The organism is Colwellia sp. TT2012, assembly GCF_001440345.1.
In the GTDB taxonomy this organism is placed as follows: domain Bacteria; phylum Pseudomonadota; class Gammaproteobacteria; order Enterobacterales; family Alteromonadaceae; genus Colwellia.
The window spans coordinates 1-23,863 of sequence record NZ_LJYX01000011.1 but is presented as its reverse complement, the minus strand read 5'-3'; the positions used below and the strand labels follow the sequence as shown (position 1 = coordinate 23,863).

The following is a 23,863-nucleotide window of genomic DNA, read 5'->3' as shown; positions in this document are numbered from 1 at the left end:
TTCCTCATTTGATAATATTTTAGCAATTTTTTAGGTACGCACTGCTGACATTATTGGTGCTTATAAGCACTCTTGGGTCAGTTTTTAGCTTGGTAAGGTGCGAGTAATTATTTCTGAGCTTTCTCTTGAGCAAAAAGCGCATCAAGCTTTTGTTCGTAGTCGTGATAACCTAGGTAGTCATATAAATCCATGCGAGTTTGCATGTTATCAATTTCAGCTTTTTGATCGCCATCGGCTAGTAAGGTTTTATAAACAGACTCTGCCGCTTTGTTCATCGCACGAAAGGCTGAAAGTGGATAAAGCACCATGGCACAGCCCCACTCACCTAGTTGTGCTTTATTCCATAACTCGGTTTGACCAAATTCAGTGATATTAGCCAGTACAGGTACATCAAGGGCTTCAGTAAAAGCACGGTAATGCGCTTCGGTTTTTATCGCTTCAGCAAAAATACCATCTGCACCGGCAGCAACATATGCTTTCGCACGTTCAATGGCAGCTTCTAAGCCTTCCTTAGCAAATGAGTCAGTTCTCGCCATGATAAAAAAATCACTGTCTATACGAGCATCTACCGCAGCTTTAATACGGTCAACCATTTCTTGGGTTGAGACAATTTCTTTATTTGGTCGGTGACCACAGCGTTTTTGCGCAACTTGATCTTCAATGTGCACCGCAGCAGCACCGGCTTTTTCCATATCACGAATCGTTTTAGCAATATTAAATGCACCACCCCAGCCGGTATCAATATCCACCAATAGAGGTAAGCTCGAGGCACTAGTAATTCTTTGTACATCCGCAATAACATCATTCAATGATGTCATACCTAGATCAGGTAAACCGTAAGACGCATTGGCAACGCCGCCACCCGATAAATAAATAGCCTGGTGACCAAGTTGCTCAGCCATCATGGCGCAATAGGCGTTTATGGTACCAACGACTTGTAATGGTTTATTATTTTCTAGAGCAAGACGAAATTTTTTACCCGGTGAAACAGTTTTTGTTGATAGACTTTCTGACATCTTAGGTCTCCTGTGATTCTTGCTCGGCTTTTTGCAGGGCAATTTTATTTTCAATATTTTTACGTGAAGCCGCAATATGACGGCGCATTAATAACTCGGCAAGCTCACCATCTCTATCACTGATTGCTTGAATTATATTTGAGTGCTCGGTAAATGCACGGGTAGCTCTTGGGCTATGCATACCAAATTGACAACGATACATACGAACTAAATGATATAACTGGCCACAAATAAGATTGATTAGCTGCTGATTATGACTGCCAAGTATAACTTTATAGTGAAAATCAACATCCCCTTCTTCTTGGTAGTAAGACACCCCCTCTTGCAGGGCTTTATCTGTGGCATGTTGAGTGAGCATATTTTGCATATGCGCTATTTCTTCATCGGTCATATTCAACGCAGCTTGTCGGCACGCCATGCCTTCAAGCGCTTCTCGCGTGATATATAACTCAAGTAAACCCTCTATGGTGCAAGCCACTACGCGTGAGCCTATATTGGCCTTGCGCTCTATTAAGTGACATTTTTCCAGACGATTTAATGCTTCACGCAAAGTTGAGCGACTAATTTTATAGTGCTTCGCAAGCTCAGGCTCACTTATTTTGCTACCGGCGGCAATATCACCTTCAACAATGGCATGTTGTAGCTGTTCAAAAACTTTATCCGCTGTGGTCACCGCCGCTTGTTTTGTTGGATTTTGTAAAAGCATAATCTGTCTTTAAAGCCTAGGTATAATAGCTAAGATATATTGTCGAAACGTAACCATTGTCGACAAACTTCATAATATCAATCAATACTATCTCAAATGGCGGAACATTCAAGTAGACTAAAGTATAATTGTCGACAATTTTACTATTAAGTTGTACTTAACTGTAAACTTTTATGAGCGAAGATGAGCTAAAAATGAGGAATACCTCAAAATGCTCCCAAAGGGCTGGTTTTAGCTTGATGGTATCAGGCTCCTACAGGTTAAAATGATAGATACGATTAACACAACGGGCAGAACGTTGCCCCGTTAGTATTACTATTATCCGCTAAACGGCGCCACTCTTACCTTTTACCGGTAAATTCAATATCTGTAATTTTAACCTCTCCGGTAATGCTAAAAGCATTGGTTGATAATTTTTGACATTGACGACAACGACAAGCTGCGATCAATTACTAAATTTTAAGCAAAAAAAAACCCACGCAATATTTACATATTGCGTGGGTTTTCTCATATAGTTCACTGTTCTTTTAGTACATTAAAAGGAAGTGGTATCCCTAAGGGGATTCGAACCCCTGTTACCGCCGTGAAAGGGCAGTGTCCTAGGCCTCTAGACGATAGGGACAATGATTTATTTAACTATTACTTTTACGAGTAATAAAAAATAATTTCAAACTATCTAGCAGATTTCTCCGCTGAGTTAATTAGACCAAGACTTCAATAATAGAACTTTTATCATAGAAGTAAAATTGGAAAAACTAAAACTCTAAATTCTTATTTAAAGTGCCTTATATAAACAAGACTCACAGTAATAAGATAACTGCATGCTCTCTTTCATCACGCCTTTATCAGGTATGAATAAAAGTGGTATCCCTAAGGGGATTCGAACCCCTGTTACCGCCGTGAAAGGGCAGTGTCCTAGGCCTCTAGACGATAGGGACAAAGAACTAGCTTCCCGAAGTAAACTTCGTGCTGCTATTTCAGAACAACGCTTAATGTTTTATAAGTGTAAGCAACTTATTTATGCTCTCTTTCATCATGCCTTTAACAGCTATGAATAAAAGTGGTATCCCTAAGGGGATTCGAACCCCTGTTACCGCCGTGAAAGGGCAGTGTCCTAGGCCTCTAGACGATAGGGACAAAGAACTAGCTTCCCGAAGTAAACTTCGTGCTGCTATTTCAGAACAACGCTTAATGTTTTATAAGTGTAAGCAACTTATTTATGCTCTCTTTCATCATGCCTTTAACAGCTATGAATAAAAGTGGTATCCCTAAGGGGATTCGAACCCCTGTTACCGCCGTGAAAGGGCAGTGTCCTAGGCCTCTAGACGATAGGGACAAAGAACTAGCTTTGCGAAGTATACTTCGTGCTGCTATTTCAGAACAACGCTTAATGTTTTATAAGTGTAAGCAAACTTAATTGCCTTTACCCTTGATTTATATAACAAACCAAGAGATAAAGAAAATAGTGGTATCCCTAAGGGGATTCGAACCCCTGTTACCGCCGTGAAAGGGCAGTGTCCTAGGCCTCTAGACGATAGGGACATAAATTAGTGTTTACATTATAAATAATATTAACAAACCAATTAAACTATCTATTTTTTGCTAGTGATAACTCGAGAGTTAACCTTAACAAAAAACCTAATATGGTGGAGCTATGCGGGATCGAACCGCAGACCTCTTCGCTGCCAGCGAAGCGCTCTCCCAGCTGAGCTATAGCCCCGAAATATTCGAGCAATTTAATAACTGGCCTAATAGCCATTAAATTATGTTCTCAACCAGTGGACCTAACACTTGCTGAAAACGAGGCGCATTATGAGCAGCAGCTAAGAAACTGTCAACACTTATTTGTAAAAAATAGCATTTATTTAGTAAGAAAGGCCTAAACTGATCGCATAATGAGCAAGCTGCTTATTTATTGCCTTATTTCAACTAACTCTCTGTAATGACGGTATAATTATTAACCACATAAAAAGCCTTAGCGGTATTAAACATTACTGCCGTTACTTTTTCAAGTTAGTTCACCCTAGGCCATCATCTGATATAGAGAGATTATATAACCTAGCTTTAGTTACTTTATTTTTTTGTTATTTAGCGGTATGGTTTATATAACTTAGCCATACCATAACGAAAACCGTATGCAGCTCAAAAAACTTAACATAGTCGCTATTGGCGGCGGACACGGTTTAGGTCGTGTACTATCCACCCTATCCTTTATGGGCCATAAACTCACTGGGATTGTCACCACCACAGATAATGGCGGCTCAACTGGCCGATTAAGAAAAAGAAGTAGCACTATTGCTTGGGGTGACTTACGTAACTGTTTAACCGAGCTAGTCGATGATAACTCTATTGGTAGTCAACTATTCAATTTTCGCTTTGACGGTAATGATGAGTTAGGTGGTCATAACCTAGGTAACTTAATTCTGTACGGGCTAGGTAAAGTACAATCAAGCCCGATGGACTCTATCAAATTAGTGCGCCGTATTTTGCGGGTAAAAACACAAGTATTACCTATGTCTGAAACGCCAACAGATTTAATGGCTTTCTATCCTGAGGGGCGCTGTCGTCTCGGTGAGCTTTCTGTTGATGAAATGCCTATAATGCCAACAGACTTAATGCTAGCACCCTTAGTTAAGTCAGTTACGCCCTGTATTGAGGCCATTGCTAATGCCGACCTGATCATTTTAGGCCCAGGTAGCTTCTTGACCAGTATTGTGCCACCGCTGTTAGTCAGAGATATCGCCAAAGCATTAGATAAGCGTAAAGGACATTGTGTTTTTATTGATAATATAGTCGCTGAGCAAAGCCCAGCCGCTAAATTAACTTTAGATGAAAGACTTAGCTGGATTGAACATAATATTGGCTGTTTGCCAATTGACAGTGTCATTTGTCAAGATGAGCGTATACATTCAGACAAGGTCAATGTGATTTGCCAAGATTTAGCCCACAATAAAGTGGCCCATCACCATGACAATGAAAAGCTGATTCACGCCCTAGAAACATGCGTAAAACAATTTACTAGTGCGGCTAAAATAGAAACAGAGAGTTAATAACTCGCTGTTTCTTATTCTTATGCTGGCGTTTAGGTGCTTTTAAGCGCCCTAAACGACATCATCTTCACTGATACGGCTGGCCACAGCTCCTTTTTGGTTTTTATATTTTGCATCTGTACGTTTGTTATAGGGACGGGCAGCACTGGATGACATGGTCTCAAAGTTTAATGCGGCTATCGTCATTTTTGGGCGCAACGCTAGCGGTAATTTACCACTGTTATAAAACTCTAGCACGATTTGACCAGACCAACCGGGATCGATGCGATGCGCTGTCACGTGCACCATCAGCCCTAAACGTGCTAATGATGAACGACCGTCCAGCCAACCAACAATATTATCCGGTAGGGTTACTGATTCATAAGTCACGGCTAAGGCCAACTCACCAGGGTGTAAAAAGAACGCATCGCCATCGGCAATATAAATTTCATCACTCATAACCGCGTCCAGCGCTTTTTGCACTTCGGCTTTTGGTGCACTCAAATCAATATAAGGCGCGGTATGATCTTGAAAAACTCTAAATTCATTGCCTAAGCGAATATCAACACTGACGCCAGAGATCATCGAAGGGTCAGGTCTTGGCTCAATAATGATTTTTCCCTCATCAAGGCATTGTTCTATATCTTTATCACTTAATCTCATAATGGCTTTTATTTACCTTATTACACTGAAGCTTATATTGCTTTTGTGGTTACTGTTGCGGTTAATGGGCTGGCATTATCACACTGTAAAAATAACTGCGCCGAAATATTACGCGCTATTTTACGGTAATAACTGGCGATTTCACCCGTGCTATGTTCAAAAACGTCTGATTCACCAAAATCAGCGTCCTGTCGAATGGCAATATCTAAAGGTATTTGCCCTAATAATTTGCTTTGCTGATCTTTTGCCATCTGCTCAGCACCGGCTTCACCAAAAATATAACTTTGATGACCGCAGTGTTCACAGATGTGGTAGCTCATGTTCTCAATAATGCCTAATACCGGTACTTTAACCTTATCAAACATGGCAATGCCTTTTACCGCATCAATTAAGGCTATATCTTGTGGTGTTGTCACTATCACCGCAGCGGCTACCGGCACTTTTTGCGCTAGCGTTAATTGAATATCCCCAGTACCTGGTGGCATATCAATTAATAAGTAATCAAGCTCTGGCCAATCGGTTTCATTCAATAGCTGATTAAACGCAGTGCTGGCCATTGGGCCACGCCAAACGGTGGCATCAGCCTCATCGACTAAAAAACCAATCGACATGGCACTTATGCCATTGGCATTAAGTGGCATCATAAGTTTGCCATCACTCGAGGTAGGTTTTTCATTTTTAAGGCCAAGCATAGTGGGTATTGACGGGCCGTATATATCAGCATCTAAAATGCCCACCTTGGCGCCTTCGGCCATTAAGGCATAAGCAAGATTAACCGTAGTGGTCGATTTCCCTACCCCACCCTTGCCTGATGCGATGGCAATAATATTGGCAATGTTACCTTGTGACGTGTGGCCTTGCTCGGCTTTGTTTTTATCGGTACCCAGAGAAAATTGGCGCACAGGCTTTATCGCTAATTCTACCTTAACCGTCACTGCGCGAGCCAAATTATCACTTAACGATTGTGCGATTAGATCTAACTCACCTTGGCAGACAAAGGGCATGATGAGCTCGATGATAATATTTTTATGCTTCGGCTTTTGACTTTGAGTAACGCTAAACTGTAGACAAACCGAGAGCACACCTTGTGGAAAGTTATCAGAAATATAATGCGTTAAGGACTCTTTAATCAGTTGTTCTATCTCAATCGCGTTAAGTGTTTCGTCTTTTGATTTTACGTCCGTTTTTGCGGTTAGTTTCGAGAAAAATTTACCAAACTTTTTACTAAACATAGTGACTTGCAGACCTTAATAAGAGAAATTACGAAATTAGTTGCATTCAACTAATGAAAATCATTACTAAATTCTGTACTATTGCCGACATTATTACCATCAAAAAACAACTATTTTTCATGTCTGACACTACTTTATCTGAAGCTACAGCAAACTCTTCACTACAAAAACGTAAAATTTTAGTTACTTGTGCCCTACCCTATGCCAACGGTTCTATTCATTTAGGCCACTTACTTGAACATATTCAAACGGATATTTGGGTACGCTTTCAACGCATGCGTGGTCATGAAATCTATTTTGTTTGTGCGGATGATGCGCACGGCACACCGATTATGCTTAAAGCACAAGAGCTTGGTATTACCCCTGAAGAAATGATCAATGGCGTACGTGAAGAGCATATGGCGGATTTTGCTGATTTTCATATCAGCTTTGATAACTATCACTCGACCCATTCTGAAGAAAATAAAATCTTAGCCAATGAAATTTATAATAAATTACACGCTAAAGGCCATATTAAAACCCGTACTATCTCTCAGCTTTATGATCCAGAAAAAGGCATGTTCCTGCCAGACCGTTTTATTAAAGGCACTTGCCCTAAATGTAAAAGCGAAGATGAAAACGGTGATAGCTGTGATAATTGTGGTGCTACCTATTCACCCACCGAAGTATTAAACCCACGTTCGGTTATTTCAGGCGCAACACCGATATTAAAAGACTCTGAACATTATTTCTTTGACTTACCCGCTTTTGAAGGCATGTTACAAGAGTGGATTCGCTCTGGCGCTTTGCAAGAAGAAATGGCCAATAAATTATCCGAATGGTTCGATCAAGGTTTAAGACAGTGGGATATCAGTCGCGATGCACCTTATTTTGGTTTTGAAATTCCAAATGCACCAGGCAAGTTCTTCTATGTGTGGTTAGACGCACCGATTGGCTATATGGGCAGTTTTAAAAACTTATGTAATAAAGATAGCAGCATAGATTTTGATAGCTTCTGGAAGGAAGACTCTGATGCTGAGCTTTATCACTTTATTGGTAAAGATATCATTTATTTCCATAGTTTATTTTGGCCGGCCGTACTTGAAGGTGCTGGTTACCGTAAACCAACGGCAGTATTCGCTCATGGTTTTGTTACCGTTAACGGCGCTAAAATGTCTAAATCAAAAGGGACTTTCATCAAAGGTCGTACCTACCTAGATCATTTAAACCCAGAGTATTTACGTTATTACTACGCGGCTAAATTAACCAATCGCATTGATGATTTAGATCTTAACCTTGAAGATTTTGCTCAACGGGTTAATTCAGACTTGGTCGGTAAAGTGGTTAATATCGCCTCACGCTGTGCCAGCTTTATTTATAAACGCTTTGATGGCATGTTATCAACTAACATTGATGATCAAGCACTGGCCGATGAAGTAATGGCAGCGGGTGATAGTATTGCCGCCCATTATGAGTCACGTGAATTTAGTCGTGGTATGCGCGAAATCATGGCGCTAGCGGATAAAGTGAATGAATATATCGCCATAAAAGAACCATGGCAGTTAATTAAAGACGACAGTAAGCAACAAGAAGTACAAGATATTTGCTCGCTGGGCATTAATATGTTCCGCACGCTCATGATTTACTTAAAACCGGTATTGCCAGTACTTGCCGATAGTACCGCTGCTTTCTTAAATGATGAACTAACGTGGGAAGGCCATAAAACTTTATTAACCGATCATAAAATTAATAAATTTAAAGCGTTATTACAACGTGTTGATATGGATAAAGTCAATGCCATGACTGAAGCATCAAAAGACAGCTTAGCGCCGAAAGATGAAAAGAAAAAACCGAAGAAAGCCAAGCCAGCTAAAGTTGTTGATAATAGTACTGCTTTAGCTGATCCGTTAGCTGCTGACCCACTCTCTGAAGAAATTCAGTTTGAGGACTTTGCCAAAATTGATTTACGCATTGTCAAAATCATCAATGCTGAGCATGTTGATAAAGCCGATAAATTACTTAAATTAACCCTAGCGCTTGGTGATGAAAATGAAGAGGGCTGTGAAACTCGTCAAGTTTTTGCCGGCATTAAATCAGCTTATCAACCGGAAGACCTTATTGGTAAACATACGGTCATGGTCGCCAACTTAGCGCCACGTAAAATGCGCTTTGGCATGTCTGAAGGCATGGTGCTCGCTGCAGGTCCCGGCGGTAAAGACCTATGGATATTAAATCCAGATGATGGTGCTAAAGCGGGTATGCGGGTTAAATAACGCAAGCCGTTATTTAACCCCTCAGCGTGAACGATTAGCAAAGGTATCAATAATAATGATACCTTTTCTTTTTTGTCAGACAGCATAATGACTTTAAACCATGCCTTGAAAATTTTCATCGGCAATTGGAGCGATAGCAAGGAAAGTAGCCATGACTAAGAAAATAACTACACACATACCTAAAATACCCTCTAAAAAGATGTTCTCTCTTTTAATCACACTACCATTGCTGGCCAGTTGTAGTGGTAACTACACTTTTGAAAGTAATGTTACACCTGACAATGCCGAGCAATACTTTAGTGCCAGTAAAGTTAAAATTTTTAAGGATGAAAGTGAGTTTAACTCCGCCTTTCAATATATTGGCCTAGTTGAAGGTGATGATTGTCAAAAGAAGTCGCATCTAGCGCCACCTGATGCCATTAATGCTCGAACACAAGCAAGACAAGCCGCTTTTTTACAACAAGCAAACGCTGTTATTTTCACCAGCTGTGTCGATATAGAAACTAAGCACTGTATCGCGCAAGTGGTTTGTTACGGTAAATCCTATCGACTAGGCGCTCCTTATAAGGAAATGGAGCAATAAAATGTCAAAAACGTGTGATAGCACTCATCAAGTACAAAGCTTTAAATTTGAGGCCATAGCGACAATAGAATCACCTTATCAAGAAAAATTTGCCATACCACGTCAGCCAAACTTAGTGAGTGCGGCAAAAGGCAAGGTTGTACTCCTTGGAGCTGCCAATAATAGTGAATTAGTCCGAGATATTGAGCAATTTAGTCATTTATGGCTGCTATTTGTTTTTCATGGTACGCAAGCACAAGGTTGGAAACCATTGGTTCGACCACCGCGCCTTGGCGGCAACAAAAAAACGGGTGTTTTAGCAACTCGCTCTACCTTTAGGCCAAACCCTATCGGCATGTCGGTAGTGAAACTGGATAAAGTCACCGTTGACAACAAACAAACCATTTTACATATTTCAGGCTTAGATTTACTTAACGGCACACCTATTATTGATATAAAGCCTTATTTACCTTATTCCGATGCGATTATTGATGCCAACGCTGGTTTTGCCCAGCAGCCCCCTGATGCCGGCTTAAGCGTGGTATTTAGTGAGCAATCACGAGCTGATCTTGCACAATACCAAGCAAGACCTGAAGAAAAGTATAGTGAGTTAGCCTTATTGATCGAACAAGTGCTGGCACAAGATCCCCGACCTGCCTATAAACAAGGTAAAACTGATGATAAAGTTTATGGCATGAGTTTGTATGATTTAAACATCCAATGGCAATTAACCGCTTTGCATACCGTATTAGTGTTAAACATTACTAAAAACCAGAAAATAAGTAAGCTAAGGTAAAGAGTTAACTTAAAGACTTACTTTAAAGAGACAGCCATGAGCCAATATACTATTAAGAAAATAGCGACAAGTAACAACGCAACTAGTTTCAGCCCCGATTGGCAAGCAATAGATGCCCTAACCATTGACACCTACCCCTGGTATCAAGCCGGTGCTAAACAAGATACACAAATAAAGCTAAGCGCCAATAACGATACCTTATTTATACAAATTATCGCCCAAGACAACTACAGCTATGCCAAGCAAACTGAACTCAATCATATGTTAGTTTGTCAAGATTCTTGTGTGGAATTCTTCTTTAGCCCTTCGGGTGTATTGGGCAGCAGTTATGTCAATTTAGAAGTTAATTGTTGTGGCACGCTGCACCTAGCTTACGGCACTGGCCGGGATAAACGTCAATTTATCAGCCTCGAAGCGGCCAGCTTAATACAACGTAACACAAGTATTACTAGTCCGGTAAAATTCGAAACTGACCACGATAATGAATGGACGGTTGATATTGCCCTGCCCTTTACCGCTATCGAGCAACTCACTGGCGAAAAAGTGAATAAAGATAAATGGTTTGGCAACTTCTACCGATGTGGCGGCAGGACTGAGCCACAATACGCGGTATGGCATAATATCGATGTGCCAGAGCCGGATTATCATCGACCTGAGCACTTTGGTAAATTAGTATTTATTTAACGTGTAAATAACGTTTATATCAATATCCTACCAAGGTATCTGGCTCGCAATAAATAATGATACTGCTGTCCGTTAAAACGGGGGGAAACAAGCGTCCGCTTAAGTAGCTCATAGTTGGTTAACATGTTGCACCGAGTAACAACTTATCGCCATTTTTAGATTAATTCAACATCAACCTAACCGATGAAGTGCACAAATTTTATTATTGGACGGATCACGTAAATACGCTAAATATAATTTTCCAATAGTTCCCTCACGTACCCCTGGAAGATCCTCACAAGCAGTGCCGCCATGCGCGATACCAGCGGCATGCCAAGCATCAACTATATCTGCGGTCTTTGCTGAAAAACCAATAGTAGAGCCATTACCATGACAAGCAGGCTCGCCATTTATAGGTTTACTGAGGGCAAAAACACCACTTTTAGTAAAATAAAAGCAACGTCCTTTTTCATCAATTACTCCTGCGTCATAACCCATAGCGGCTAAAATTGCATCATAAAATATTTTCGATTTTTGTACATCATTTGCACCAATCATAATATGACTGAACATTTTTTTCTCCTCTTTATAAAATAGATCCACCGTCATGGCTTAACGCTGAAGGTGGCTGCTGTGCGACACCTATTTTTATTTGTTATGCGTTTATCCAGCTTTTAGCAAGATTAATTGCTTGTTTTAAGTTTGACCAATTTAAAAGGCTATATTGATAATTGATATGAGCCAGCTTTACCTTGAAGGTTTTTTCCGTATGCTTTTAACCTAAGGCTAGAATACAATAAAATGCATCTACCACTCCCGCGAAATTAAACATAAATGGTAATTGCGGTAATTCAAAAATAGATTCAACTGGGCATACCCACCGTGCTTGACTGTATTATTCAGCAAGTAATAGCCCAAGTGTTAACGCCATTGATTTATTCATTCTTCTCAGTGAACAGTTTCCAAGCGGCAGTTGCTTTTGGTATCACCCACAAAGGGCCTTGGTGAAGCTCGAAAACACCGGGCACTCAACAAGCCTTGAACAATGGCTACCTGGCTAAAGCGGATTTTTATTCACTAAGAAATGGGGGTTCTAGATGAACCGCCCTGGGCGGAGCCGCATGCAGGGTGGTGTGTGGCTGGTGGTCATAGACCTCCAGCTACCCGATTATATTTTATTTACTCAGTTTAAAATCTAAATTTCTGACTTTGATATTAACACCAAAAGCCGTTAGTTCTTGATAAAAACCGACGATATTGCATGATTTAATTTGCTTACAAATTATTCCATATTTTAAAATTGCAGGTTTATGACTTTGTAACGATGCTTTTTTAAGCCAATAAAGTGCTTGATTAAAATCTTTTTTGACATGCTGCCCATTTATGTACATTTCTGCAAGGTTTACTTGTCCAAGTGAATATCCATAATTAGCTGAGCGTTGAAAAAGCTCAAAAGCTTCATTTAAGTTAGTTTCACTATATAGTTGCATAAGGGAAGCTTCACCATAGAAATTTTCTTTTTTCCCTGGGAGAAAAAGACCTTGACCATGAGTTACTTTTTCTGGACCAACTAAATGACCAAAAAGCTTATTTCTTATTGGTCTTTTAGCTAAGTAAATAGCGCCAGATTGATGCATTTCTTTTATTACTTTGATTGGCAAGTCGTATCTTTTAGCTTCAAAGTAATCTTTAAAGCTTAAATGCCCATAGCGAATGCTGTTTTCTACGGCATGTTGCCTTAAATAATAAAACCCTCCATAAATTAAAGTAATAATGTCACCTGTAATATCGACAACCTTAGCTATTCTATATTTTTCTTGAGGCCTTAATTTACCGCTTAACAATCTAAAATCTAAAAAATATATATCATTCACTTTTGGTTGGGAAATTATTTTAAACGTTTGAATTTTGTCTTTTTGGTATGAATGAAATTTAAAATAACCAAATAATATAACGGCAAGTATTATGATGAGTTTAAAAATTTGTGGAATAGATGGCCATCTTATATGAATTTCCTTTATGACTACATCACTAACAATCATCTTAAATAATCCTTTAATGCTATTTGAAATACCACTACGGTAAATTATTCACCGTAGTGGGCATACCAACGCCTACTTAAGCGGAAAAATATAGTTGGCTATAATGTTTGAGGAACAAAAAACAGCCCACTGTAAATTTTCCATTTGATGTTCTTGTAGGTGAATTTATGTACCAAAGCTATCTTTGTCTGGAAAATTTTCATGGCCAATAATATTTACATTACCCACATAGTTAACTCTGCCAACACGACCTACCATTTTCATTTTTTTAGAGCTACGAGATCGTTTTTTGCGTTTAGATGATTTTTTAGTAATTAGGCGATTTTCGCTACGAATTTCTCCAAGATAGTTTCCTTGAAAATCAAAAACTTCATCTCCACGAAAAGTGGCTACATGAGTACCATCTTGCAACCTTAATTCATCATTATTTCGAAAGCCAAAAAACTTTCCTTTCCATGTCCACAACCATTGCATTGCTAATACCCCTTTGTATTTACCTATCGCCATTTTAAGCGGCAATTAATAGTGGGCTAAAATGTGTGTGATACGAACAACAGCCCGCTGTTAATTGTCCGCTTGAAAACCTTATAGTTACTCCAAGCCTATTTTTCTTTTCTTTTTAACCATTTAGCAATACTTATGAGCATATTATCAAAAGTAAGGAAGCAAACTACAAATAGACCGGCTATTGCAAATGAAAAAGTATCGGATGAGAAAATACTTACTTTTGTCAAATCGACACCAGAAAGGTCAAGTAATGCTATTGTCAAAGCCGTTGAAGTTAAAAACTTTATAAATCTCCAATAAATATTCTCATTATTCGAATCTTCCATAATTTAAACTCCCTAATTTGATAAAAATATAACGCTAAACTAAGCGGAAAAATACAGTTAGGCTAAACTGCGCGAAGCGCGAGCCAACTGTAATTTTTCCGTTTGAGTGCATTGTTAAGTTTTATGCAGGAACACCAGCTTTAGGGTTAACGCCATAGTCATTTTCATCATGGCTATCTTGAGCTAAAAAGACAATCATGACTATTATACCGATAAGTGGAACTAAATAAATTAACTGCCACCATCCAGAGCGCCCTGTATCATGCAACCTTCTAGCTCCAATACTAAGACTTGGAACTAGAAGTCCAAGACCCAATACCATAAGAACCAGGTCCAAACCAAGTACTGATAAAACGACTTGGATAATCAGATAAATAAGCATGAACATCCAGTACTCTTTCCTACGTGCTCGACCAGTAAAGTCAGCATATTTTTTCAGTGCGCCTATAAAATAATCCATCGTTGGACTCTCCTTGTTGTTGATAAACTTTTTAAAACCTAACGCCCACTTAAGCGGACAAAAATAGTTGGCTAAAATTTTGAGGAACGAAAACAGCCAACTGTATTTTTTCCGTTTGAAGTTCTTGATACTAGGTGCTTTTAAGTACGAAGTAAAAAACTCAACTCTGGAGATGTTTTAGTAGGGATAAATTCGGTTACAACAAACTCAGCTAATTTTTCTCGATGAAAAGGGTCGCTAGCTAAAATACTTTCCAATTCTACTTTAGACGCAACTGTTGCCAGAATGAAACCACCTGTTCTCGGCTCTTTCCTGCCAGATGCTATAAAATTACCAAGTGAGTATTGCTTATCAAGATGTATGAGATGCTCTGCTATATGCTTATCTATCTCTTCAAGAGTAGACGTATAATTAAGTGAAACTATAAACATTTGACTTCCTTTTCATGATATTAGAGTTGGCAGTGACTAAGCACATAACGAGCTTGTAGAATAACTCGTTCATTGTAAATCACCCCTGAAATCGGGGTACTAAATGCATTACCTATATCGAGTTAATCTTCTACTGTGCGATACAGAAGCACAAAAAACTAGTTGTTTTGGCTGAATTAGTTATTCTACAGCCTCAACGCCCGCTTAAGCGGAAAAATGCAGTTGACTAAAATTTGTAGGGTAGCGTAAAAAGCCAACTGTATTTTTTCCGTTTGAGCAACTTGTTGAACGAAGCCGCTCTGCGGCAGAGGTGTTTTAAACCACCCTCCATACTCAATAACAGCATCGTCACATCGATGATGCGTTATTGGAGTATACCCATGAATACGTCACAAGCACAACGCTATAATTATCTTTATGAACAACATCTTATCAACCTATCCTTGCAAGGGTAAACGCCCAGCCACTATCGATGCTTATTCGCGGGCTGTACGTCGTGTTACTGAGTATTTCGACCAAGCACCTGATACCTTAACCACCGCCAACTTGAAGTTGTATTTTAACAGCCTTATTCAAACCCATTCCTGGAGTACCGTTAAAATTGACCGTAACGGATTGCAGTTCTTTTACCGTTACACCCTCAATAAGCAGTGGGAATGGCTCTCTATCGTCAAACCCCCGCGAGTAAGACGTATACCCGATATTTTAACGGCCATCCAAATCAGAAATGTCATCAATCAAACCAAGCAATTACGCTATCAAGTGTTTTTTATGACGATCTACTCTATGGGATTACGCTTAAGTGAAGGGCTTAACTTAACTGTTCATGATATTGATAGCGCAACCATGCTAGTGCATATTCGAGACGGCAAAGGAGGGAAAGACCGGATGGCGCTCGCTGGAAAATAACTAGCAACGGAGCCACCTAATAACATTCACCCTTACCATCCAATTACATTCAACGCTGCCACATAAAACATGTAATTAATTCGCCCTTACTTGGACTATGTTGCAAACCGCTAATGATCACTTATACCACATTGCGGACTTTAACTAGTGAGGGTTTAAGGTTGATTTGGATTAGATATTGTATTGGTAACTCCGAGTGAACCTGCGATTTTGAGCGTTGCTGTTTTTCAAGCAACGTTCAAAATCGTCTGCGTTGCACGACTTGTTAGCCCGATAGACTTAAAAAATATCATTTCTTTTATAAAACACTGGTTTTTGTTTACTTATTTTGAAAGATATGGGGATAGGTTTGGTTTTCGGGTCCATAAAATTTATGGCTGTCATTGCTTGTATGTGTAAATGAGGCTGAGAGGTGTTCCCCGAATTGCCTATCTTTGCGATTTCTTGCCCGATTTTAACGCTATCTCCTTCAGCTACTAATAAGCTGTTATATTGAAGATGCGCCATTAGTATAAATATATCAGTTTCTGTTTTTATGACCACATGATTACCCGCAATATTTTGTCGATCGGTCTCACCTATCTTTTGATCTGGAAGTGAATTTTCAATTGATACGATCACTCCATCGACGGGAGAAAAAAGAGATTTACCAAAAGTCTTATATTTCTGTAAGTCAGTTATTTTTTCAAATGGTAGCTTTCCATCTTCAGGAGCCAAAATATCCATAGCGTATTTTTGCGACCCTGCAAAATGGTGATGGTTTATTAACGCACTATTTCCACCATGAAAAACATACCAATCGCCTTCGAATGGAGGAATCAGTACAATACTATTAGTAGGTTTTACCGGAAAATATATTATGGCGAGCTGATAAGTTAAAAAAATCAAAAATATGGAAAGGGTAACATTGAGCGACTTACCTATTTGTTTCCGAGGCACCCAATCCAAAAGACAGAGTGTAACCACTGAACCCCATATCATGACTGTGATGCCAGTAAAATCAGTAGACGAAAATTGAATCGGTATAACTGCTGTGTAAATACAATAGCCAATAATAATCCAAGTCGCATTCCTTAGAAAACCCTGACGAAGGTAAATGCCCGATCCTTGCCCTCTATATGAAAAACCCCAATAGACCTGTTTTTTTACAAGAGAAACTATAAACGTCACTATCATGGTTATTGCAGATAAGAGCAGGAATACAAATAAGTAGTTCATTAGCATTCCTGATAGCGTAGAATACGCTAATAGAACAATCGGTAAACACAATACAATCAGTCTAAATTTTTTCATCCCATCTCCAAATGGCAGTGATTTCGTGGTCAACAGCTTATTATGGATACTTCTCAGTAATGTCAGCTCCATAACCTTAATTTAATTCGAATTAATATCCCACAATTTCAATGCATTAGACACTAAAAATGTTTGGTTTTTGTAAATACTTGGATATTACTGATGCTTCTCAGTAATATCCAATATAGGATTTAATACAATTGGAAATGTTATCAATGAATTACATTTGACGTAGGTGGTTTTAGGATTATTACTGAGACTCCTTAGTGATATGACAGGAATAATTCATTAGAAAATATATCGCAAAATTTATAACTGTAATGTCCGCTGTGCGCACAAAGTGATCCTAGTTTACTCGTGGAAAACCTAATGTAATTCAATGGTCGCAGTAAGTGATATTTAATGGCAGCCTGGGATGATAATGACTGGCAGTTCTTATGTAATTGGGTGGCTAAACTGATGTAATTGTCCACTCGCTATTGGCGCTTAGAGATTACTGGAAAACCCATCGTCATGAGCGTTTGATTTTCCCTGGGACTCATACAAAAACTAATACACCGATGGATAAAGGTAGCGTTCAAAAATCATTAAAACGCGTGTTAACAGATTGTCGTATTAAAAAACTCATCAGTCCGCATTCGCTTCGTCATTGTTTTGCTACCCATTTACTGGAGCAAGGGCTTGATTTGCGATCTTTACAGCAATTACTTGGACACGCCAGTCTCAACACCACTGCACGCTACACACAACTCACTCAAGTTAAACAACGTGATATGTTACGCGCCGTAAACAAATTAACAGATAAACTCGACATCACATGGTCTGTAAAATGAGTACCTTTATCGATTTACTACGACAACATCATCAAGCCCTTGAAATTCAGTATAGCGCTAAATTATCACATGACATGCGTAAAGCTATTTATGCCATGCTACTGTGTAAAACAGTACAACAGCGGCAATCTCTTTGGGTATGCAACATGTGTTACCCAAAGGATTACAGCGGGTGCGTGATTATGGGGCTGTTATCTTCGGGTGCTAAAAAGCTTCGGGTAATTATTCAATTGCTCTTATTACCTGTGCACGACTGGCTTAAATTCACGAAAGAAACAACGACAATACGGGCAAGTCGGATCTGTCCTTGCTGCCAACATGAAATGCATTGCACAGGCGTCACACGAACGCCCTAGCCGAGAGGCGAATATAATAAGGATAATGGCAAAAGAACTAAACATGAGGAGAAAAAATAACACATGAAACAGTAAAGAAAAAACCGACGAAAAAGTGTTTTATTTTCCGCGTTAACTTTGTGCGTCTTGCGCTCAGGTAAATGAGCGCAATCCCTTCAACAAAAAAATCATTATTTACTATATAAAGCAGACATCGGGCTTGTCCAACACCCGAATAAGGTGTCGGCTGCGCGACACCTATTCTTATTTGTTTTCTTATTTGTTAGGCAACGATTACAACCAACGAAATAATCCAGCCCCAAACATGCCAAGTAAACCGATAAAGCTTATTGCAAATGCGATGCTACGAAGCACCTTTAAATCTAAGTAATAAAAAAGCATATGCGCTATACGACCGGCAAAATACAATAGTGCTGAACCATTTAACCATGCAGGGTTAGCTGTTGATAAAATAGAAAATAAGGCAAATAAAATTAATATCCCCACACTCTCATTACTATTGGCTAGCACTCGATGTGAACGAAACAGAAAGTTACTATGATTTTGTTCAATAGAAAAACCTGGAACGTGTTTAACTCTAATCGCAACTACATCAACGATGGCAAGTTGAACCCAAAACAAAAAACCGGTTAATCCCAATACTAGAACTGTGACATTGTACGGTATTATAAAGTCCATTTAATATACTCCTAACTATAAAATTGACGGGTTGCCTAAAGCCTTGCTAAACGGAAAAATAACAGTTGGCTATAATCGCGAAGCGATGGCCAACTGTTATTTTTCCGTTTAAGCAACTTGTTATATTAAAATACATTAAAAAGAGTAATTAGCACCAATTGTTGTGCTTTTCCAACTTTTAGAAAAACTTGAGTTAGGTTCAAAATCGGGAAGAACTTGATAGTCTATAAAAATACTAAATTGCGCATTGATTTCATAATTAAGACCAAGGCCATAACTAAATCCATTTTCCGATTCTGTATGTTTAAACGGGTAATTTCCGGTGATATTACCATTTGAATCATTTGTTTGCCCTAAACCATTTGTTTCTAACTTTGTCTTCGTGTAACCAGCTAAACCATAAAGTTTAAATGAGTCAAATATTGGATAAGATGCCTTAAGTAATATTGCCGCCTGTGTATCAATGTCTTCACTATAATTACCCCATGGATCTTCTGGAGTGCCATAAAAACTTGAATAACCTGATGTGCCAGTAGAAAATCTAGTTTCTAGAGCAAGGTAATTATTATATTGAAAACCTACAATCACTCCTGCAGTGTTAAAGTCTCGCGATGACTCTTGTGCATTATATAAGGCACCGAAATACCAACTATCTTCAGCACACACTGAAGATGCATAAGCTGATACTAGAATAGTAAAAGTTAAGGGTAATATTTTTTTCATTTTAAGTCCTTTAAATTGATATGTCATTGTTATATATTTGATTGTAGCGATGACCGATACTTAAAAATGTCTAAATTATGTCTTTTATATGTAAGAAAACGTAAGAAATATACATTATGAGTTAATATTTACAGAATTGAGTACTGTAGCATTGAGGCAATCATAAAAATATAACGCCCACTTAAGCGGACAAAAATTGTTGGTTAAAATGTGAAGCGGAACCTAACCAACTGTTTTTTGTCCTGATTAATTTGCTTGTTATATGCCGACTTAACTCGGATTTAATTTGGATGTTAAAACATGATCTTGCCATGAGCCAGCTATTTTTAAATAAGACTTAGCAAATCCTTCTTTTTGAAATCCCAATCTATTTAATAGTTTCTTTGACCGTATATTTGATGGAATAAAGTTAGCCATAATTCTGTGTAATTGATATTCATCAAAGACGTATTGAATTGATGTTTGAAGCATTTCAAACATTAGACCTTTACCTTGTTCTTTTTCGCTGATTGAATATCCCAGACTACACGCTTGAAAGGGGCCATGAACAATGTTTGAAAAGGTACACAGACAAATTATTTTTGATTGTTCTTTGTCAAAACCGACAAGAGAAATAGAAGAGCCAGATTTGAATTTTTTAAAGTTGCTTTCTACGCGTTTTTGAGTGTATTCCAAACTAAAATACGTTGGTGATCTTGTAGGCTCCCATTGAGATAAATAAATGCGATTTTCATTTTCATATTTTACTAACAACTCAAAGTCGATAGGATTTAAAACAGAAATAATCATATTTTCAGTTTTTAACTCAGGAATAGATTTCAACACAAATATCTCTTAGGCATATAGACATAATGACTCCCCACAAGGTGCTAGCCTCTAACGTGGGTTAGTTTTACAAACCAGAGACATACTATATTTATCAACAATATAAAGCAGAGGCTAGCATGACTAAACATAACATACTTTTCATTGGCTTAGATACACACAAAACATTTACTGAAGTCGCTTACATTGAAGACCAACGTGGAGTAAAAGCGATTCACCTCGGTAAAATACTCAGCAATAAAGCCGCCTTTAAAAAACTTGCTCGGCAGCTACAATCAAAATATCCGCATGCTACCTTACATTTTGTCTACGAAGCGGGCCCTTGTGGCTACTGGATTTACCGTTTACTCACCAGCCTTAACCATTGCTGTTACGTGATTGCCCCTTCCCTTATTCCTAAAAAACCGGGCGAGCGTATAAAAACAGATAAACGTGATGCCCTCAAATTAGCCAAACTACTTAAGTCTGAAGACTTAACCCCGATTTATGTCCCTGAGCCTGAAGATGAAGCGGTACGTGATTTATCACGCGCCCGTGAAACTGCGATGAAAGACCTCAAAGATGCTAAATATCAACTCAAAGCCATGTTCCTCCGTAACAACATTACCAGTAAAGTGAATGACAATTGGTCACTACAACATCTGCGCTGGCTCGCTGAATTGATATTGCCTCATCCTTGTCAGCAAATCGTTTTGCAAGAAGCGGTATCTACCATCACAGAGCGATTAAAACGTTTAAAAAGACTCGATAACGAACTAGCCCACCAAGTCAAAAAATGGCGCTATTATCCCGTAGTAAAAGCCGTACAGGCGATGCGAGGTGTCAGGTTATTAGTCGCAACGGGGGTTATTGCAGAGCTGGGTGATTTAACCAGATTCGATCATCCAAGAAAATTAATGAGTTACTTAGGCCTGGTGCCAAGTGAACATTCAAGTGGTGGTAAACGCCACTTAGGTGCTATTACCAAATGTGGCAATAGCCGTGCAAGAAGACTACTGGTCGAAGGTGCACACGCGTATAAACACAACGCCAAAATATCAAAAGAAATGCAACTCAGGCAGGAGGGATTACCGAAAGAAATTGTCGATATGGCATGGCAAGCGCAATTAAGGTTATGTCGTCGATACAACAGGCTAATGCAAAAAGGTAAACATCGTAATGTTGTCGTCACCGCCATTGCCAGAGAAATGATCGCGTATATTTGGGCGATATCTCGTGAAGTAGTATTGCCTGTGGTTGACGTGAAGTTACGTTTAGCAAGGATGCCCGCATGAGTCATTTATTAAAAATAGGTTTTGAGTTAGCGCATGGGATCAAGCATCGGCTGTGGCACAACCACCGACGGCGTTAGGATGGCAATAGTTTAGGCTATTGAACCACGAACATAGACTGAAGACAGGTGCCACGACGAACTAAGTAAGGTAGGCGCTGTTAACCAATAGGTTAATAATCCACGAATATCAGCATGATAACCGACGAAATTACTTGCTTCATTCTATGCGTTAACTCAACTTAATTAGAGAAGTGACCGAAGGGCTATTAAATTAATGGGCAAGGATCAGTGTATTTAACTTGACGTGGGGAGTCATACCAACGCCTTGCTAAGCGGAAAATAATGGTTGGCTATAATCGCGAAGCGATGGCCAACTGTTATTTTTCCGTTTAAGCAACTTGTTAGTTGCTATATTCCAATGCAACGAACAACTATATGTTGTTTGCCAACTTTTGTACTTTTTGCAACCATTTTTCTCTCATATGTTCAGTCGAACTTACTACTGGTCCAAAATATGTTGAAGTTACATTCTTAATACCTGAGAAACCTAATACGGCATTTTTTAACTGTTTATATATTAGGTTTCCTTGTACATATTTATACCAAAATGGAGGGGTATCTAGAGTAATAATTAACTCCGAAGTACGCCCTATTAATAGCTTTTCTATCCCTCCTTTTTCGTCTTTGTACTTAAACGCAAAGCCAGGTAGAAAAGTTCTATCGATAACCCCTTTAAATTTTGCAGGTATGTTACCCCACCAAACAGGACTAATAATGACAACATGATCACACCATTGGAGCATCTGTTGAAACTTCAACAAATCAGGCTCTAAAGGAAGCACTTTATCGTATCCTTCATTTAAGTTTAGTTCAAAATTCATATCTGCAATCTCTATGCTTTTTAGATCATGTTTAAGCCCAGCAACACGCGAATAATGTTCCGCGATAGATTTACACATACTATGTGATTTTGGATTAGCATTGATAACAAGAATTCTTTTCATAATTTATACTGTATTAAGTAACAAGAACGGTAGTTTAAACTCTCACCTATGGGTTAGAGTCAAGCTCTTTCAAGCACATAGCTATTGAAACTTGATAAGTTTTAATATTCATTTTTTTGATTTCTAATTCCCGTATTTCATTCTCTATCATGCTATATTTTTGATTGAGAAAGTCACTTACTAACTTCCAATCAAATTCCTCTTGTTCACTCATTAGAATTACCATTTCAGAAAGATTGATTCCCAAGGTTTGTGCTTCTTTAATTATCTTAATGAGCGCAATGTTTTTCTTAGTGTAAACTCGATACATCCCTTTTCTTGAAATTTCCAACAAGCCCAATGATTCATATAATCGTATAGCTCTTTGCGTGGCTCCTGATGATTTTGAGGCTTCACCAATGAACATAAAAACTCCATCCTTAGATTGAAATCGGGCAACTAACGCCCACTTAAGCGGACAAAAATTGTTGGTTATAATGTGAAGCGAAGCGGAACCTAACCAACTGTTTTTGTTCCGTTTGAAGTGCTTGTTAGCTATTTTGAACACCGATCTGTAATGCATATTTGGTTAGCAGTGCTTCTAGCTTTGCTTTATTGTTAGGGTTTAATACTGTTTGATATACCCATGTATAATAGCCCTTACTGCTTAATATCTTCTTAGCTTGCTCCGCACCTAGTAAAATAGAAACAGCCTTAAATTCAAGATAACACGTGATTATATGCGATAATGTACCTGATTCAGATCCACTTCCGTATGGCCTTTCAGCTCTTACATTTGGAAAGTTCACTTTTATATCATCAGTAAAATCGTCAAAGCTACCCACTCTATTTTTAACAATATGCCAATGAAACTGCTCATGCAGATAAGTGGCTAACAACAATGAGCTATCTTTTAGGTATTTAGGGCTAGTATTCATAGTCAAAATTGGATGACTATGAGGAGTTCTAGCGTTTTTATCTATTTCTACTTCGTTAGTATATGTCCAACGTTTGATATCATAACTCGAATGTAAATCAGTTAGCCCGTCTTTTATTTTAATTTCATCAGCATCATTACTTGCTGTAGTAAACGCTACTTCTGCAAATGAAGATAATGAAAAAAACAAACAGATTACAGTAATAATTTTAGATGTCACATCGATTCCTTGATTGAATAGCTAACGCCTAAATAACAGGCTACAAATAGTGGGCTAAAATGGAGCGAAGCGAACAGCCCGCTGTTTTTAGTCCTTGTTGATTTTCTTGTTAGGGTAATTGTTGGCTAGATATCAATTTAACACCCAA

Annotated in this window: 25 protein-coding genes, 6 tRNA genes and 1 pseudogene; 9 read left to right on the top strand and 23 right to left on the bottom strand. The window is 38.7% G+C overall.

Annotated elements, in window-relative coordinates; all coding sequences use genetic code 11:
* Positions 1 to 107: 107 nt before the first annotated feature.
* The 8 genes from prpB to ASU03_RS07155 all read right to left on the bottom strand — a co-directional run bounded on the left by prpB (position 108) and on the right by ASU03_RS07155 (position 3,442).
* Positions 108 to 1,016 carry a methylisocitrate lyase gene (prpB, locus tag ASU03_RS07190; RefSeq protein ID WP_057831194.1) on the bottom strand — a complete coding sequence of 303 codons (909 nt, stop codon included), beginning with the start codon at positions 1,014 to 1,016 and terminating at the stop codon, positions 108 to 110.
* A 1-nt stretch (position 1,017) separates the two neighbouring features.
* Positions 1,018 to 1,722, bottom strand: a complete 705-nt coding sequence (locus ASU03_RS07185) for a GntR family transcriptional regulator (protein WP_057831193.1) — start codon at positions 1,720 to 1,722, stop codon at positions 1,018 to 1,020.
* A 546-nt stretch (positions 1,723 to 2,268) separates the two neighbouring features.
* Positions 2,269 to 2,344: transfer RNA gene (locus ASU03_RS07180), tRNA-Glu, on the bottom strand.
* Between the two features lie 240 nt (positions 2,345 to 2,584).
* Positions 2,585 to 2,660 (bottom strand) — tRNA-Glu (locus ASU03_RS07175).
* A 123-nt stretch (positions 2,661 to 2,783) separates the two neighbouring features.
* A tRNA-Glu gene (locus ASU03_RS07170) sits at positions 2,784 to 2,859 on the bottom strand.
* Between the two features lie 123 nt (positions 2,860 to 2,982).
* Positions 2,983 to 3,058, bottom strand: a tRNA-Glu gene (locus tag ASU03_RS07165).
* Between the two features lie 130 nt (positions 3,059 to 3,188).
* Positions 3,189 to 3,264, bottom strand: a tRNA-Glu gene (locus ASU03_RS07160).
* A 102-nt stretch (positions 3,265 to 3,366) separates the two neighbouring features.
* Positions 3,367 to 3,442: transfer RNA gene (locus ASU03_RS07155), tRNA-Ala, on the bottom strand.
* A gap of 415 nt (positions 3,443 to 3,857) precedes the next feature.
* On the opposite strand from ASU03_RS07155, the gene ASU03_RS07150 reads away from it, so the two are divergent.
* Positions 3,858 to 4,772, top strand: coding sequence for a gluconeogenesis factor YvcK family protein (locus ASU03_RS07150; protein ID WP_057831192.1), 915 nt, complete (start codon positions 3,858 to 3,860; stop codon positions 4,770 to 4,772).
* 51 nt (positions 4,773 to 4,823) lie between these two features.
* On the opposite strand, the gene dcd is transcribed toward ASU03_RS07150, so the two are convergent.
* Positions 4,824 to 5,414 carry a dCTP deaminase gene (gene dcd / locus ASU03_RS07145; RefSeq protein ID WP_057831191.1) on the bottom strand — a complete coding sequence of 197 codons (591 nt, stop codon included), beginning with the start codon at positions 5,412 to 5,414 and terminating at the stop codon, positions 4,824 to 4,826.
* A gap of 32 nt (positions 5,415 to 5,446) precedes the next feature.
* Positions 5,447 to 6,646 (bottom strand): iron-sulfur cluster carrier protein ApbC, encoded by a 1,200-nt coding sequence (gene apbC / locus ASU03_RS07140; protein ID WP_082627192.1) that lies wholly within the window; start codon positions 6,644 to 6,646, stop codon positions 5,447 to 5,449.
* Between the two features lie 119 nt (positions 6,647 to 6,765).
* Here apbC and metG point away from each other — a divergent pair, with 119 nt between their 5' ends.
* From metG to ASU03_RS07120, 4 genes are all read left to right on the top strand, one after another.
* On the top strand, positions 6,766 to 8,898 hold the full coding sequence (gene metG, locus ASU03_RS07135; protein ID WP_057831256.1) for a methionine--tRNA ligase: 2,133 nt from the start codon (positions 6,766 to 6,768) through the stop codon (positions 8,896 to 8,898).
* Between the two features lie 151 nt (positions 8,899 to 9,049).
* A complete protein-coding gene (gene rcsF, locus ASU03_RS07130; RefSeq protein ID WP_057831190.1) occupies positions 9,050 to 9,481 on the top strand; it encodes an Rcs stress response system protein RcsF in 432 nt (143 codons plus the stop codon).
* Position 9,482: 1 nt separating this feature from the next.
* Positions 9,483 to 10,256, top strand: coding sequence for a tRNA (N6-threonylcarbamoyladenosine(37)-N6)-methyltransferase TrmO (tsaA, locus tag ASU03_RS07125; RefSeq protein ID WP_082627191.1), 774 nt, complete (start codon positions 9,483 to 9,485; stop codon positions 10,254 to 10,256).
* A gap of 36 nt (positions 10,257 to 10,292) precedes the next feature.
* Entirely contained in the window at positions 10,293 to 10,940 is a 648-nt protein-coding gene (locus ASU03_RS07120; protein WP_057831189.1) for a carbohydrate-binding family 9-like protein, read from the top strand.
* 171 nt (positions 10,941 to 11,111) lie between these two features.
* On the opposite strand, the gene ASU03_RS07115 is transcribed toward ASU03_RS07120, so the two are convergent.
* The 6 genes from ASU03_RS07115 to ASU03_RS07090 all read right to left on the bottom strand — a co-directional run bounded on the left by ASU03_RS07115 (position 11,112) and on the right by ASU03_RS07090 (position 14,685).
* Positions 11,112 to 11,492, bottom strand: coding sequence for a VOC family protein (locus ASU03_RS07115; protein WP_057831188.1), 381 nt, complete (start codon positions 11,490 to 11,492; stop codon positions 11,112 to 11,114).
* A gap of 602 nt (positions 11,493 to 12,094) precedes the next feature.
* On the bottom strand, positions 12,095 to 12,961 hold the full coding sequence (locus tag ASU03_RS07110) for a tetratricopeptide repeat protein (RefSeq protein WP_057831187.1): 867 nt from the start codon (positions 12,959 to 12,961) through the stop codon (positions 12,095 to 12,097).
* A gap of 165 nt (positions 12,962 to 13,126) precedes the next feature.
* Positions 13,127 to 13,468 carry a hypothetical protein gene (locus tag ASU03_RS07105; RefSeq protein WP_057831186.1) on the bottom strand — a complete coding sequence of 114 codons (342 nt, stop codon included), beginning with the start codon at positions 13,466 to 13,468 and terminating at the stop codon, positions 13,127 to 13,129.
* 95 nt (positions 13,469 to 13,563) lie between these two features.
* Complete coding sequence (locus ASU03_RS07100) at positions 13,564 to 13,794, bottom strand: hypothetical protein (protein WP_057831185.1); 231 nt, start codon at positions 13,792 to 13,794, stop codon at positions 13,564 to 13,566.
* A gap of 121 nt (positions 13,795 to 13,915) precedes the next feature.
* The gene (locus ASU03_RS07095) at positions 13,916 to 14,254 is read right to left on the bottom strand and encodes a DUF805 domain-containing protein (RefSeq protein WP_057831184.1); all 339 of its coding nucleotides are present in this window, start codon (positions 14,252 to 14,254) and stop codon (positions 13,916 to 13,918) included.
* A 140-nt stretch (positions 14,255 to 14,394) separates the two neighbouring features.
* Complete coding sequence (locus ASU03_RS07090) at positions 14,395 to 14,685, bottom strand: YciI family protein (RefSeq protein ID WP_057831183.1); 291 nt, start codon at positions 14,683 to 14,685, stop codon at positions 14,395 to 14,397.
* Between the two features lie 417 nt (positions 14,686 to 15,102).
* On the opposite strand from ASU03_RS07090, the gene ASU03_RS07085 reads away from it, so the two are divergent.
* Positions 15,103 to 15,594 carry a tyrosine-type recombinase/integrase gene (locus ASU03_RS07085; protein ID WP_231731516.1) on the top strand — a complete coding sequence of 164 codons (492 nt, stop codon included), beginning with the start codon at positions 15,103 to 15,105 and terminating at the stop codon, positions 15,592 to 15,594.
* Positions 15,595 to 15,873: 279 nt separating this feature from the next.
* Here the strand turns inward: ASU03_RS07085 and ASU03_RS07080 are convergent, their stop codons facing one another.
* Positions 15,874 to 16,887: a M23 family metallopeptidase gene (locus ASU03_RS07080; protein WP_057831182.1), complete on the bottom strand. Its 1,014-nt coding sequence runs from the start codon at positions 16,885 to 16,887 to the stop codon at positions 15,874 to 15,876.
* Positions 16,888 to 17,366: 479 nt separating this feature from the next.
* Between ASU03_RS07080 and ASU03_RS07075 the strand changes: the two genes are divergently transcribed.
* Both ASU03_RS07075 and ASU03_RS22070 read left to right on the top strand, forming a co-directional pair.
* Complete coding sequence (locus ASU03_RS07075) at positions 17,367 to 17,720, top strand: tyrosine-type recombinase/integrase (RefSeq protein WP_269432998.1); 354 nt, start codon at positions 17,367 to 17,369, stop codon at positions 17,718 to 17,720.
* A gap of 139 nt (positions 17,721 to 17,859) precedes the next feature.
* Positions 17,860 to 18,076 (top strand): annotated as a pseudogene (locus ASU03_RS22070) (IS91 family transposase); the annotation flags it as partial.
* A gap of 273 nt (positions 18,077 to 18,349) precedes the next feature.
* Here ASU03_RS22070 and ASU03_RS07070 read toward each other — a convergent pair.
* The 3 genes from ASU03_RS07070 to ASU03_RS07060 form a co-directional block, all read right to left on the bottom strand.
* Positions 18,350 to 18,754: an MAPEG family protein gene (locus ASU03_RS07070; protein WP_057831181.1), complete on the bottom strand. Its 405-nt coding sequence runs from the start codon at positions 18,752 to 18,754 to the stop codon at positions 18,350 to 18,352.
* Between the two features lie 135 nt (positions 18,755 to 18,889).
* Positions 18,890 to 19,477: an outer membrane beta-barrel protein gene (locus ASU03_RS07065; protein WP_057831180.1), complete on the bottom strand. Its 588-nt coding sequence runs from the start codon at positions 19,475 to 19,477 to the stop codon at positions 18,890 to 18,892.
* Between the two features lie 270 nt (positions 19,478 to 19,747).
* The gene (locus ASU03_RS07060) at positions 19,748 to 20,302 is read right to left on the bottom strand and encodes a GNAT family N-acetyltransferase (protein WP_157465845.1); all 555 of its coding nucleotides are present in this window, start codon (positions 20,300 to 20,302) and stop codon (positions 19,748 to 19,750) included.
* A gap of 119 nt (positions 20,303 to 20,421) precedes the next feature.
* Between ASU03_RS07060 and ASU03_RS07055 the strand changes: the two genes are divergently transcribed.
* Positions 20,422 to 21,576: an IS110 family transposase gene (locus ASU03_RS07055; RefSeq protein WP_057831179.1), complete on the top strand. Its 1,155-nt coding sequence runs from the start codon at positions 20,422 to 20,424 to the stop codon at positions 21,574 to 21,576.
* 430 nt (positions 21,577 to 22,006) lie between these two features.
* Here the strand turns inward: ASU03_RS07055 and ASU03_RS07050 are convergent, their stop codons facing one another.
* From ASU03_RS07050 to ASU03_RS07040, 3 genes are all read right to left on the bottom strand, one after another.
* Entirely contained in the window at positions 22,007 to 22,579 is a 573-nt protein-coding gene (locus ASU03_RS07050) for an NAD(P)H-dependent oxidoreductase (RefSeq protein ID WP_057831178.1), read from the bottom strand.
* 46 nt (positions 22,580 to 22,625) lie between these two features.
* A complete protein-coding gene (locus tag ASU03_RS07045; RefSeq protein ID WP_057831253.1) occupies positions 22,626 to 22,985 on the bottom strand; it encodes a MerR family transcriptional regulator in 360 nt (119 codons plus the stop codon).
* A 124-nt stretch (positions 22,986 to 23,109) separates the two neighbouring features.
* The gene (locus ASU03_RS07040; RefSeq protein ID WP_057831177.1) at positions 23,110 to 23,715 is read right to left on the bottom strand and encodes a hypothetical protein; all 606 of its coding nucleotides are present in this window, start codon (positions 23,713 to 23,715) and stop codon (positions 23,110 to 23,112) included.
* Positions 23,716 to 23,863 lie beyond the last annotated feature (148 nt).